General features: G+C 73.4%; 12 protein-coding genes and 1 riboswitch. Of the genes, 4 read left to right on the plus strand and 8 right to left on the minus strand.

The genetic code is table 11. From position 1 onward, the window contains the following. Positions 1 to 40: 40 nt before the first annotated feature. A complete protein-coding gene (locus tag ABZV00_RS23950; protein ID WP_328420456.1) occupies positions 41 to 1072 on the minus strand; it encodes an ABC transporter substrate-binding protein in 1032 nt (343 codons plus the stop codon). A 271-nt stretch (positions 1073 to 1343) separates the two neighbouring features. Here ABZV00_RS23950 and ABZV00_RS23955 point away from each other — a divergent pair, with 271 nt between their 5' ends. The 4 genes from ABZV00_RS23955 (at position 1344) to ABZV00_RS23970 (ending at position 5981) form a co-directional block, all read left to right on the plus strand. Then, a complete protein-coding gene (locus tag ABZV00_RS23955) occupies positions 1344 to 2129 on the plus strand; it encodes an ABC transporter ATP-binding protein (RefSeq protein WP_328420458.1) in 786 nt (261 codons plus the stop codon). 2 nt (positions 2130 to 2131) lie between these two features. Next, positions 2132 to 3082 (plus strand): LLM class F420-dependent oxidoreductase, encoded by a 951-nt coding sequence (locus ABZV00_RS23960; protein ID WP_328420460.1) that lies wholly within the window; start codon positions 2132 to 2134, stop codon positions 3080 to 3082. Next, a complete protein-coding gene (locus ABZV00_RS23965) occupies positions 3079 to 3387 on the plus strand; it encodes a cupin (RefSeq protein ID WP_355609824.1) in 309 nt (102 codons plus the stop codon). Before ABZV00_RS23960 ends, ABZV00_RS23965 begins: the two co-directional genes overlap by 4 nt. Before the next feature lie 77 nt (positions 3388 to 3464). Then, the gene (locus ABZV00_RS23970) at positions 3465 to 5981 is read left to right on the plus strand and encodes a hypothetical protein (protein WP_355609826.1); all 2517 of its coding nucleotides are present in this window, start codon (positions 3465 to 3467) and stop codon (positions 5979 to 5981) included. A gap of 77 nt (positions 5982 to 6058) precedes the next feature. Here ABZV00_RS23970 and thiC read toward each other — a convergent pair whose 3' ends face one another. From thiC to thiE, 7 genes are all read right to left on the minus strand, one after another. Beyond that, positions 6059 to 7651: a phosphomethylpyrimidine synthase ThiC gene (gene thiC, locus ABZV00_RS23975; RefSeq protein ID WP_355609828.1), complete on the minus strand. Its 1593-nt coding sequence runs from the start codon at positions 7649 to 7651 to the stop codon at positions 6059 to 6061. A 17-nt stretch (positions 7652 to 7668) separates the two neighbouring features. Further along, complete coding sequence (thiD, locus tag ABZV00_RS23980) at positions 7669 to 8454, minus strand: bifunctional hydroxymethylpyrimidine kinase/phosphomethylpyrimidine kinase (RefSeq protein ID WP_355609830.1); 786 nt, start codon at positions 8452 to 8454, stop codon at positions 7669 to 7671. Beyond that, positions 8451 to 9077: a thiamine phosphate synthase gene (locus tag ABZV00_RS23985; RefSeq protein ID WP_355609882.1), complete on the minus strand. Its 627-nt coding sequence runs from the start codon at positions 9075 to 9077 to the stop codon at positions 8451 to 8453. The genes thiD and ABZV00_RS23985 overlap by 4 nt, the downstream gene beginning before the upstream one ends. A gap of 113 nt (positions 9078 to 9190) precedes the next feature. Continuing rightward, positions 9191 to 9970 carry a thiazole synthase gene (locus ABZV00_RS23990; RefSeq protein WP_328420471.1) on the minus strand — a complete coding sequence of 260 codons (780 nt, stop codon included), beginning with the start codon at positions 9968 to 9970 and terminating at the stop codon, positions 9191 to 9193. Beyond that, a complete protein-coding gene (thiS, locus tag ABZV00_RS23995) occupies positions 9967 to 10167 on the minus strand; it encodes a sulfur carrier protein ThiS (RefSeq protein WP_355609833.1) in 201 nt (66 codons plus the stop codon). The genes ABZV00_RS23990 and thiS overlap by 4 nt, the downstream gene beginning before the upstream one ends. Then, positions 10167 to 11366, minus strand: a complete 1200-nt coding sequence (thiO, locus tag ABZV00_RS24000; RefSeq protein WP_355609835.1) for a glycine oxidase ThiO — start codon at positions 11364 to 11366, stop codon at positions 10167 to 10169. The genes thiS and thiO overlap by 1 nt, the downstream gene beginning before the upstream one ends. Further along, entirely contained in the window at positions 11360 to 11986 is a 627-nt protein-coding gene (thiE, locus tag ABZV00_RS24005; protein WP_355609837.1) for a thiamine phosphate synthase, read from the minus strand. The genes thiO and thiE overlap by 7 nt, the downstream gene beginning before the upstream one ends. Next, positions 11981 to 12090, minus strand: a riboswitch (TPP riboswitch). It overlaps the preceding gene by 6 nt. Positions 12091 to 12196: the final 106 nt, after the last annotated feature.

The following is a 12196-nucleotide window of genomic DNA, read 5'->3' on the forward strand; positions in this document are numbered from 1 at the left end:
CCGGAATCGGCGGGACGTACCCCCTGGTGACGGCGCGCGATCAGGCCTTCGGCGTGAGGCTGAAGTCGATGATCTGCTCGGGGGTGATGTTCTGCTTCAGGGCGCCAGCGCCCTGCAGGATCGCGATGCTCTTGGCTACCCGGCCGTTGTCCAGGGTGCCGATCGCGGTGCCGGAGTTACCGGAGCGGACGTACGCCGCCATCAGCTCAAGCTCGGCGGCGGCCGAGGCCGGGTTGGTGGCGTCGACGTTCTTCTTCAGGATGTCGGCGGCCTCCTTCGAGTTCGCCAGGCTGTACTCGAGGCCCTTGAGCAGCGCCGCGGTGAACCGCTTCACCATCTCGGGCTTCTCCTTGGCGATCTTGGAGGAGGTGATCAGCACGTTGCCGTAGAGGTCCTGCATCACGTTGCTGTACGGCAGCATGACGGCCTTCTTCTTGGCCACCGCCTCGATGGTCGGCTGACCCACGACGAACTGGCCGATGCCGTCCACCGAACCGGAGGCGAGCGTGCCGATCAGCGCCTGCGCCTCACCGTTGACCCAGGTCACCTTGTTGACGTCCACGCCGGCGAGCCGGGCGTACGTCGGGAACAGGTTGCGGACCACGGACCCGGGAGTGTCGGCGAGCTTCTTGCCCTCCAGGTCCTTCGGGGAGGCGATGTTCTTGCCCTCGACGGTGGCGATGCCGGCCATCGTGCGCTGCTGGATCGCGGCCACCGCGACGAAGTCCTTCGCCTGGCCGTTGCCGAGCTGGAGCAGACCGCCGGTGAGGTCGATCGGCCCGAAGTCGGCCTGGCCACCGACGACGGTCTGGATCACACCACCGGTGCCCTGACCGGCCTTGATCTCGACGTCGAAGCCGGCCTCCTTGAAGAAGCCCTTGTCCTTCGCCACCCAGGCGTAGGAGTCACGGCCGAAGTTACCGAAGGAGGTGAGGTAGGTCACCTTCTCCAGAGCCCCGCCATTGCCGCCCTTGGCGTCGTCGGACGAGTCCGACCCGCTGCTGCAGGCGGAGACGAGGGCGAGGGCGGTGGCCAGCGCGGCCGTAGCGACCGTACGGGTCAGCCTTCTCATCAGTGCACCATGTCCTTTCCGACCGGGGCCGGCAGGCCACCGGAGGGGGTTGTCGTGGCGGGACCGGCGAGGGGGGTGGAAGCCGGGCACCGCCGTCGTGAGGGGACTCTTCGCGGGCACAGCGTACGAGAAACCCACCTTTGCGACGCCAGGCGTACCGCGTTGCGGAACGGAAACAACCTGACGACCACCCCGGACGGTGCGATAGGGAGACGAGCCGGATAACCTTTGCCGGATTCCTGACCGTCCACTCAGCGGAGGTCCGCCGGAGATGATCCGACTGTCCGGGGTGTCCCGTACCTTCGAGGGCCGATCCGGCCGGGTGGAGGCGTTGCGGGGCATCGACCTCGACGTCGCCGATGGCGAGTTCGTCGCCGTGCTCGGGCGCTCCGGGTGCGGCAAGTCCACCCTGCTGCGGCTGGTCGCCGGGCTGCTCCCGCTGACCGCCGGCGAGATCACCGTGGCCGGTACGCCGATCACCCGGCCCCGCCGGGACATCGCCATGCTGTTCCAGAAGCCGGCGCTGCTGCCCTGGCGCACCGTGCTGGACAACGTCCTGCTGCCGGTGGAGATCTTCGGCTGGAGCCGCGCCAAGCACCGCGAGCGGGCCCGGCGACTGCTCGACGTGGCCGGGCTGTCCGGCTTCGAGAAGCGGCTGCCGCACGAGCTCTCCGGCGGCATGCAGCAGCGGGTGTCGCTGTGCCGGTCGCTGATCGGCGAGCCCCGGGTGATGCTGATGGACGAGCCGTTCTCCGCGCTCGACGCTCTCACCCGCGAGGAACTCTCGGGCGAACTCCAGCGGGTGCACATGGAGAACCGGCCGAGCATCATCTTCGTCACCCACTCGATCGACGAGGCGGTGCTGCTCGCCGACCGGGTGGTCGTGCTGAGCCCCCGGCCCGGCCGGATCCGCAAGGTGGTCGAGGTGAACATCCCCCGGCCCCGCACCCTGGGCCGCAACGCCCACCTCGCGGACGTCGCCCAGGTCAGCGCCGACCTGCACGAGCTGTTGATGGAACGTGACCAGCCGGCCGTGGCCGGCGCGGAAGGACGATGAACATGCGGGTGTCGGTCTTCACCGAACCGCACCGGGGCGCCAGCTACGACGACCAGCTCCGGTTCGCCCGGCTGGTCGAGGCGGGCGGCTTCGAGGGCTTCCTCCGCGCCGACCATTACCAGTCGATGGGCACCGACCCGGGCCTGCCCGGCCCCACGGACGCCTGGCTGACCCTCGCCGCGCTGGCCCGCGAGACCCAGCGGATCCGGCTCGGCACCCTGGTGACGTCGGCCACCTTCCGGCCACCCGGTCCGCTGGCGGTGATGGTCGCGCAGGTCGACCAGATGAGCGGCGGCCGGGTCGAGCTGGGTATCGGCGCTGGCTGGTACGAGCGCGAGCACCTCTCGTACGGCATCCCGTTCCCGGCGGTGGCCGAGCGCTTCGACCGGCTGGCCGAACAGCTTGAGGTGATCACCGGGCTGTGGCGGACCCCGGCGGGCGAGACGTACAGCTACTCCGGCGACCACTACCAGCTGGTGGACGCCCCTGCCCTGCCGAAGCCGGTGCAGGTGCCCGGGCCGCCGATCATCGTGGGCGGGCGCGGACCCAAGCGCACCCCCGAGCTGGCCGCCCGGTACGCCGACGAGTTCAACATGCCGTTCAAGTCCGTGGCGGAGACCGCCGGGGCGTACGAGCGGGTGCAGGAGGCGTGCGACCGGACCGGCCGGACCGAGTCCGGACGGGCACCGCTGGTGCTCTCCGCCGGGATCGTGGTGGCCATCGGGCGGACCGACGCGGAGGCGCAGCGGCGGGCCGCGCCACTGCACGAGAAGAGCGCTCTGCCCCCGGAGGACCCGGTGGTCGGCTCGCCCGCGCAGCTCGTGCAGCGGATCGGCGAGTTCGCCGCGATCGGCGCCACCCGGGTCCACCTACGCCTGATCGATTTCGCTGACCTCGACCACCTTGAGCTGATCGCCGCCGAGGTGCTCCCGCAACTGGACGGAGAACGATGAGCGACGTGATCGACGGCACCGAACTCGGGCCGGTGGGCCAGGAGATCGTGTACGAGAACGATCGGGTCCGGGTCTGGCACATCCGGCTCGAACCGGGCGAGCGACAGCCGCTGCACCGGCACGACCACCCCTATCTGGTGGTGGCGATCGAGGGCGCGAAGAACGTCATTCAGACGGTCGACGGCACCCGGATCGACGCCGACGAGCCCACCGGCGGAGTGGTCTACCGGGACCCGGGCGCGGTGCACATGCTCACCAATGTCGGGGACACGACTTACCTGGCTCGGCTGGTCGAACTCAAGTAGACCCGCCGGCGGCGGGCCGCCCCGCCGCGCGGCGCGCCGGTGGCGATCGGGTGTACCGGGTGCGTAACGTGCCGGACATGGCCTTTCGGACCTGGGGCAGACTGCTGCTCACGGCGCTCGGGGTGAGCGTGCTGGCCGGAGCCGGCCAGCTCGGCGTCGCGTACGGTTTCGGCATCGTCCGGCTCACCGGCGCCTTCACCGGTACGACCGTCAACCAGTGGCCGGCCCAGCTCGTCTGGGTGGGCTGGTTCGCCGCGAACGCCGCAGTGGTCGGCGCCGTCCTGACCGGACGGCTGGCCCGCCGGGACGGGCTGCCGACCACCACCGGTCGGCAGTTGGCCGTCGGGGGTGCCGCCGCGCTCGGCGCCACCATCGTCGCCCCGCTCTGCATGCAGCCGGCCCGGGCCGCCGAGTTGATCTCCGTGGACCCGGTCTGGGCGGTCGGCATCTGCGCCGTGCTCGGCGCGGTGATCGGGGCCGGCGCGGCTATCGCCGTCCTGCTCCGACCCGAGCTGGGCTGGAACATGGCGGCCGTGGCCGGCATCGTCTGGGTGCTTGCCCTGATCTCCGTCCTGCCGTCGCTCGGCACCACCGGCCCGCTGCCCACGGTCCGGCTCGGCGTACTCGAGCCGAGCTGGCTGGACGACGGCGCGGCACAGCGGCTGGGGCTGCTCCTGCTGCCCACCACGGCACTGCTCGCCGGTGCGGCGACCGCCGGCTTTTCCCGCTGGCGGGGCCAGATCCCGCTGATCAGCGGGGCCACCGGGGTGGCCGGCCCGGCGCTGGTGGCATTCGCCTATCTGACCGCCGGCCCCGGCGACGCGGTGGACCGCTACCAGGCCACCCCCTACTACGGTGCGCTGATCGCCGTCCTCGCCGGCGTGCTCGGCGCGACCGCCGCCGCCCTGCTGCGCTGGCCGGTGCATCCCCGCACCTCCGATCCGCAGGCGATCGAACCCACCGACATCCTGCGGCCGCTGCCCGCCGGCCGAGCCCTGCCCGGCGCCGAGCCGGCGGGTTCGGCCGACGACCGGGAAACCGTCGCGCCTACCGGCGTCGAACTGGCCGGCACCGGCCAGGACCGGCGCGACGGCGACTCCACCGGCACCGTCCGCACCGTCCCGGCACACTGGGACTGGCCGGTTACCACGGCGAGCGGCCAGCACGGTCCGGTCCCCATCGACCCGACCGGCCCCGAGGACGCCACCGTTCCCCGACCGGCCGGCCGCCCCCGCCACCACACCGACGCCGCACCGGACCCCGCCGTGACCGCCCCAGCGGGCGAGCCGATCACCGGTCGGACGGCCACCGGCGAGCCGGTCCAGGACGGCCCGGCCGGGGGCCGGTCACCCCGCCGCGCCGGTGGTCATACCCCGAGCGAGGCCGCCCCGGCGGCCACCACCGCCACGTCGGACCGGACCGACGCCAAGGCCGCCAGTCCGACGGGCAGCCCCGGCGATGACGGTGCGGCCAGCACCGCAGTGCCGGCCACGACCAGCACGGCCACGTCGACCAGCACGGCCACGACCGACATGGGCACGACCGACACGGGCACGGCCGCCGCCCCGGCACCCAAGCCGCGCCGGACGCGCAAGCCGAAGGCCACCCCGGCGGAGACGACCACGGACGTGTCCGACGGCACGACCGCTGCGGACACCGCGAAGGCCAGCCGGCCCGGCAAGGGAACGGGTGCCGGGTCCGGCAAGGCCAGCACTGTTTCCCGACCGGGCAAGGAGACCCAGGGCACCGCATCCGGCCGAGGCACCGGGACTCCGGCAACCCCGGTCGCCGCCACCGGCCCGGGGACGACCTCGGAGCCGACCGTCACGGTCGACCCGGCGGCGAGCTCGGAGCCGGCCGTCACGGCCGACCCGGCCACTCAATCCATTGCCGCCAACACGGCCGGGACCGACCGGGCCACCGACACCGAGCGATCCGTGACCGAGAGCGGTTCCGTCGGTCCGCTGTTCGGGACGGCGACCGCCGGCAACCCGGCGGCGGACCGGTGGACGCCGGCCACGTCGGTCTGGCCGGTCACCGCGGCATCCACGGCAACGCCGCAGACGAATGACGGCGGACCGACCGCCTCGGACGCCGCGACCGGGCCCGAGGAGCCCGAGTGGACGCCCCGGCCCCGGCACCGCGCCCCGCTGCCAGACCTGGGCCGAGCCACCCGTTGGGACGCCTTCACAGCCCCCCGACCCGCCGGGCCGGCCGACCCGGAGGACAGCTCGGCGGGACCCGCCACCCCGACCTCGGCGTCTCCGGTCATACCGGAGCAGGCCGCCGGGCCGCCCCAGGCGGGCGACGCCACCGGCGGCCCGCCGAGCGCCGACGGTGGCGCGGCCGCGCCGACGGATGACGCCGAGCAGCCCTCCCGCCGGGGACGGATCGGTGGCCTGTTCCGCCGCAACCGGTCCCGGGCCGACGAGGAGAGCCAGACCGCACCGGATACGGCGGAGCCGCTGCCGACGCAGGACGAGGAGTTCGTCGACTGGGTCGCCGGCCTGAGCAAGCCGGTGGCGGACAACGAGCCGGAGCAGGAGAACGGTCGTCGCTCGCTGCGCTCCACCGGTCGACACCACCGCGACTGACCCCGACCGGCGACCTGCACCGCCGCACCCGAGCGCCGGCCCGCCACCTTTCGAGCGGGCCGGCGCCGTGCGGTTGATCAGGCCAGCGGCAGGTAGACCCGGCCACCGCCGGAGACGAACTCCTCCGACTTGTCCTTCATGCCACGGGCCGCGTACTCCTTGAGCTCCTGGGTGATCTTCATGGAGCAGAACTTCGGGCCGCACATCGAGCAGAAGTGCGCCGTCTTCGCCGGCTCGGCGGGCAGCGTCGCGTCGTGGTACGAGCGCGCCGTCTCCGGGTCCAGCGACAGGTTGAACTGGTCCTCCCAGCGAAACTCGAACCGCGCCTTCGACAGCGCGTCGTCCCACTCCTGCGCGCCGGGGTGCCCCTTGGCCAGGTCCGCCGCGTGCGCCGCAATCTTGTACGCGATCACGCCCGCCTTCACGTCGTCCCGGTCCGGCAGGCCCAGGTGCTCCTTCGGAGTGACGTAGCAGAGCATCGCGGTGCCGAACATGCCGATCATCGCGGCGCCGATCGCCGACGTGATGTGGTCGTACGCCGGGGCGATGTCGGTGGTCAGCGGGCCGAGCGTGTAGAACGGCGCCTCGTGGCACCACTCCTGCTGCAGGTCCACGTTTTCCTTGATCTTGTGCATCGGCACGTGCCCCGGACCCTCGATCATCACCTGCACGTCGTGCTCCCAGGCCACCGTGGTCAACTCGCCGAGGGTGCGCAGCTCGGCGAACTGCGCCTCGTCGTTGGCGTCGGCGATCGAGCCGGGCCGCAGCCCGTCGCCGAGGGAGAAGGTCACGTCGTAGCGGGCCAGCAGCGCGCACAGTTCAGCGAAGTTCGTGTAGAGGAAGTTCTCCTCGTGGTGCGCCAGGCACCAGGCCGCCATGATCGAGCCGCCCCGGGAGACGATCCCGGTCACCCGGTCCACCGCCAGCGGCACGTACGGCAGCAGCACCCCGGCGTGCACCGTCATGTAGTCCACGCCCTGCTCGGCCTGTTCGATCACGGTTTCCCGGAACACCTCCCAGCTGAGCTTCACCGGGTCGCCGCCGACCTTTTCGAGGGCCTGGTAGATCGGCACCGTCCCGATCGGCACCGGCGAGTTCCGCACGATCGCCTCGCGGGTCTCGTGGATCCGCTTGCCGGTGGACAGGTCCATCACGGTGTCCGCACCCCAACGGGTGGCCCAGGTCAGCTTCTCCACCTCCTCGGCGACCGACGAGCTGACCGCCGAGGTACCGATGTTGGCGTTCACCTTGACCAGGAACGCCTTTCCGATGATCGCCGGCTCGCACTCCGGGTGGTTCACGTTGAGCGGCAGCACCGCCCGACCGGCCGCGATCTCGGCCCGGACGAACTCCGGGTCGACGTTCTCCCGGATCGCCACGAACTCCATCTCCGGCGTCACCACTCCGGCCCGCGCGTAGGCGAGCTGGGTCGGGCGGCGCCCGGCCACCCCGGCCAGTGGCGTACCCGCGCCCCGCACCGGGGCGACGTCACCCCGCTCGGCGATCCACCGACCCCGCAGCGGCGGCAGCCCCACCTCCGGGTCCGAGCCGGGGCCGGACGTGTCGTAGAGCCGTACCGGTGGATGGTCGCCGGTCAGCGCCACCTCGGCGAACGGCACCCGGAGATCCGGCCGCGACCCCTCGACATACACCTTGCCTCGTGCCTGCATGACAGCCTCCCTGGTGATCAAGCGGACCAGCCGAAATGGTCCAGCGGCCCGCGTCCCGCGCCCAGCTCCCAACTCCGCGCGCCGGTCAGCGCGCGGAGCACGTATTCCTTGGCGGCCCCGACCGCCGCCGGCACCGGATCGCCCAGCGCGAGCCGCACGGCGATCGCCGCCGAGAACGAGCACCCGGTGCCGTGGGTGTGCCGGGTGGCCACGCGTGGGGCGCGCAGCAGGGTGGTCACGCCGCCGCCGTGCAGCACGTCGACCGCCTCTCCCCCGTCCAGGTCGCCGCCGGTGACCACCACGTGCTCCGGACCGCCGGCCGCGAGGGCCTCGGCGGCCACGACCATCCCGGCCACGTCGTCCACCGGGCGTCCGGTGATGGCCGCGGCCTCCGCGCAGTTCGGCGTCGCCACCCGGGCGTACGGAAGCAGCCGCTCCACCGCACTGACCACGCCGAGCCGGTGGCCGCTGGTGGCGACCAGCACCGGGTCGACGACGAGCTGAGGCAGCCGGCCGTCCCGAGCGGCCTCGGCCACCACGTCGGCGACGGCGGGGGTGCCGAGCATCCCCGTCTTGACCGCACGGACCGTGAAGTCGCTGAGCACGCTGTCGAGCTGTTCGGTGACCGTGCGCGGGGGCAGCGGCAGGACGGCGTCGACGCCCCGGGTGTTCTGTGCGGTGACGGCGGTGAGGACGCTGGTGCCGTACACGCCGAGCGCCGCGAAGACCTTGAGGTCGGCCTGGATGCCGGCGCCGCCGCCGGAGTCGGAGCCGGCGATGGTGAGCACTGTGCTCGGTGTCATCTCGGGTCTCCGGTGGTTGCTGTTGGTTGCTGCGGCCGACCGTGCCCACTCCGGGTTTGCGTCATCGGGGTGACCGCCTTTTCGAAGGCTCTGGTCAGGGTCGTGGCTGCTTCGGTGGGGTCTTCGGCTCGCATGATTGCGCCGAGTACCGCTACTCCGATGGCTCCCGCCTCTACGCAGGCGGTGACCTGGGCCGGGGTTTCGATGCCTCCCAACGCGAGGGTCGGCACCGGGCTGGCCTGGATCAGCTCTTGCAGCCCTGCCGTGCCCAGGGGTGGGCCGTAGCCCGGCTTTGTCCTGGTGGGGTGGACCGGGGAGAGGGTGGTGTAGTGCTCGGTGGTCAGGCGGCGCAGCTCGGACTGGTTGTGGCAGGAGCGGCCGACCAGCGGGTGGGTCGGTGGCGGGTACGGGCCGGCGGCGGGCAGGTGGACGGCGTCGCCACCGAGCGGGTCGGGACCGGCCACGATCAGGGTTCCGCCGGCTTCGCTGAGGATCGCGCGCAGGTCGGCGGCGAGGGCGGCGCGCTCGGCGCGGGGCAGATCCTTCTCCCGCAGCACCACCCATCGCACTCCCCCAGCCACGGCCCCCGCCACGACCAGGTCAAGCGGCCCCCGCGCCACCAGCCGATCCGTCAACACCACGACGCCCGACGGCACGGTCCCCGTCGAGGTCTTGGAAGAATCGGGTCCAAGATCTGCGGGGCTTCGTCCCGGCGCCGACGGAGGTGGGGTGGGGGTCACAGGTCGGGTCTTCCCTCGTCCGGAGTGGACGGGAGGGCGTGGAAGCGGCGGGCGATCCGTCCGGCGCCTGCGGCCAGGCGGCCCGCCTCGACCGCGTACCGCATCGCGGTGGCCATCGTCACCGGATCGGCGGCCCGGGTGACCGCGCTGGCCAGCAGCACCGCGTCGCAGCCCAGCTCCATGGCCAGGGCCGCGTCGGACGCGGTGCCGATGCCGGCGTCGAGGATCACCGGCACGTCCACGCCCTGCCGGATCAGCCGGATGTGGTGCGGGTTGCCGATGCCGAGCCCCGAGCCGATCGGCGCGCCGGCCGGCATCACCGCGGCGCAGCCCACGTCGGCCAGCCGGCGCGCGAGCACGGGGTCGTCGCTGGTGTACGGCAGCACGGTGAAGCCGTCGGCGACCAACTCCTCGGCGGCGCGGAGCAGTTCCACCCCGTCGGGCAGCAACGTCCGCTCGTCGCCGATCACCTCCAGCTTGATCCAGTCGGTGTCGAACGCGTCCCTGGCCAGTCGGGCCACCTTCACCGCCTCGGGGGCGGTGTAGCAGCCGGCGGTGTTCGGCAGCAGCCGTACCCCGCACCGGTCCAGCAGCTCCAACAGCCCACCGGCTGAGCCCGGGGCGGTGTCCACCCGGCGCAGGGCGAGGGTGACCAGCTCCGTGCCGGACGCCCGGATCGCCTGCTCCAGCACGTGCAGATTCGCGGCTCCGCCGGTGCCGAGGATCAGCCGCGAGGTGAACGTCACTCCGCCCAGCTCGAACGGCACGCCGCTCACCCGCCCTGCGCGGCGGTGAGCACCTCGACCCGGTCACCGTCGCGCAGCACCGTCGCCGGCCAGCCGGCCCGGGGCACCACCTCGCCGTTGACCGCGACCGCCACCCCGCGCTGCTGGGGTGCGACGTCGCGGACCAGGTCGGCCACCGACGCGCCACCTGGGACGCTGCGTCCGGCCCCGTTCACCGTCAACTCCATCAGTCCTCCTCCATCGTCCGATCGCCAACACCGACGGCACCGGACCCAGCCAGCCCACCGACACCGACCGCGCCGGTGGATTCCGGGGAGTTGCTGGAGAAGCGGTCGGGCCGGAAGGGCGCGAGCAGCGGGTCGGGCACGCCGGTGGTCACCAGGTCGGCGATCAGGTCGGCGGTGACCGGGGTGAGCACGATGCCGTGCCGGTGGTGCCCGGTGGCGGCCAGCACGTCCGGCCGGCCGGGCAGCGGCCCGAGGATGGGCGCGTTGTCCGGGGTGCCCGGGCGCAGCCCGGCGACCGCCTCGACCAGGTCGTACTCGGCCAGCTCGGGGAGCAGGTCGACGCCGGCACGGAGCAGGCGCAGCACCGCGCCGGCGGTGACCGTGGTGTCCGACCGCTCCTCTACCGTCGCGCCGAGCACCACCTCGCCGTCGACGCGGGGCACCAGATAGACCTGCTCGCCGTCGGCGTACCCCCGGATCACGTGCCGGAAGCCCGGCGCGACGCCGTCGGGCGCGCGCAGCCGGAGGACCTGGCCCTTCACCGGCCGCACCGGCAGGCCGGTGAGGGCGGCCGCGCCGCAGCCGGCGGCGACCACGGTGATCCGGGCGTCCACCTCGGAGAGGTGCCGGACCGGCTGCGGCACGAGCACCGCGCCGGACCGCCGGGCGGCCGTGCGCAGCGCCGGCACCAGCAGCCGGGGGTCAACCTGGTGGTCGGTGGGCGCGAGCGCGCCGCCGCGCACCCGCGGCGCAAGCGCCGGCTCGCGGTCGCGCAGCTCGGTGGGGCGCAGCGGGGTCACCGGCAGTCCCAACCCCTGCTGGTACGCCCAGAGCCGGCGCGCCTCGGCCAGGTCGTCGCCGGTCAGCCCGACCATCAGGGTGCCCTCGGTCCGGTAGCCGAACTCGGCGCCGGTCGCCTCGGTCAGCTCGGCGGCGAACGCCGGCCAGCGGGCGGCGGACGCCAGCAGCAACCCGGTCAACTGCCGTTCACCGAAGTACGCCTCGGCGACCGGGGAGAGCATGCCCGCGGCCACGGCCGACGCCCCCGAGCCGGAGGCCGGATCGTGCACCTCCACTCGCAGCCCGCGCGCGGCGCACCGCCAGGCGATCGCCAACCCGATCGGGCCCGCCCCCACCACCGCCACGTCCGGCCGGACCCGGTCGTCGGATCGCGTCGACGGGGACCGGCCGGTCAGCACGTCAGCGCCCCGAGCAGCTCGGCGGTGGCCCGGGCGGGATCGGCGGCGGCGGAGATCGCGCCGACGACGGCCACCCCGTACGCCCCGGCGTCCCGCAGCGCCGGCACCCGGTCGGCGGTCACCCCGCCGATCGCGATGACCGGCACGTCGACGGCGCCGGTGACCGCGCGTACCCCCGCTGGGCCGATCGGGTCGGGTAGCCCGGACTTGGTGCTGGTGGCGTGGCACGGCCCGACGCCCAGGTAGCTCGCTCCGGCGGCGACCGCCTCGACCGCCGTCCCCGGCGCGCGGGCGGTGGCTCCCAGCACACGGGTGGGGCCGAGCACCCGGCGGGCGGCGGCGACCGGCAGGTCGTCGGCCCCGACGTGCCCACCGGCGGCGCCCACCGCCAGCGCCACGTGCAGCCGGTCGTTGACCAGGCAGTTCGCCCCGTACGGCGCACAGAGCGCCAGCACCCGGCGGGCCAGGTCGTACGCCTCGCGGTCGGTAGCGGAGTCCTCGACCCGGACCTGCACCACCAGGTCGGCGCGGGCCGCTGTGAGGGCGGCCCGGACCACGGTGAGCGGATCCCGCCCGGGTCGGGTGTCGGTGATCAGATGCAGTCGCCCAAGGGACGGCACGGCAACTCTCCTCCCTGCGCCGGCATTACCCGGATCAGGTTCGACGGTCGGGGGCTGTCAGCCCCCCTCTCAGCCCGGTACACCGGGCTCCCGTGGGTTACTTGCGTGTCACCGTACGACAGTTCCGCCGGTCTGCCAAGGCGGGGTCGGCGGCTGGTCGGCGGGCCCCGGCCGTGGCGCGTGGCGAGATCCGTTGGGCGCTTCATGCGG

Origin of the sequence: Micromonospora sp. NPDC005173 (genome assembly GCF_040608515.1) — a bacterium.
GTDB lineage: Bacteria > Actinomycetota > Actinomycetes > Mycobacteriales > Micromonosporaceae > Micromonospora.

Excerpts from the sequence above, each read along its gene's own strand:
- thiS (WP_355609833.1), bottom strand. The coding sequence starts at position 10,167 with ATGGAGTTGACGGTGAACGGGGCCGGACGCAGCGTCCCAGGTGGCGCG.
- ABZV00_RS23960 (WP_328420460.1), top strand. The coding sequence starts at position 2,132 with ATGCGGGTGTCGGTCTTCACCGAACCGCACCGGGGCGCCAGCTACGAC.
- thiC (WP_355609828.1), bottom strand. The coding sequence starts at position 7,651 with ATGCAGGCACGAGGCAAGGTGTATGTCGAGGGGTCGCGGCCGGATCTC.
- ABZV00_RS23970 (WP_355609826.1), top strand. The coding sequence starts at position 3,465 with ATGGCCTTTCGGACCTGGGGCAGACTGCTGCTCACGGCGCTCGGGGTG.
- ABZV00_RS23955 (WP_328420458.1), top strand. The coding sequence starts at position 1,344 with ATGATCCGACTGTCCGGGGTGTCCCGTACCTTCGAGGGCCGATCCGGC.
- ABZV00_RS23965 (WP_355609824.1), top strand. The coding sequence starts at position 3,079 with ATGAGCGACGTGATCGACGGCACCGAACTCGGGCCGGTGGGCCAGGAG.
- ABZV00_RS23950 (WP_328420456.1), bottom strand. The coding sequence starts at position 1,072 with ATGAGAAGGCTGACCCGTACGGTCGCTACGGCCGCGCTGGCCACCGCC.
- thiD (WP_355609830.1), bottom strand. The coding sequence starts at position 8,454 with ATGACACCGAGCACAGTGCTCACCATCGCCGGCTCCGACTCCGGCGGC.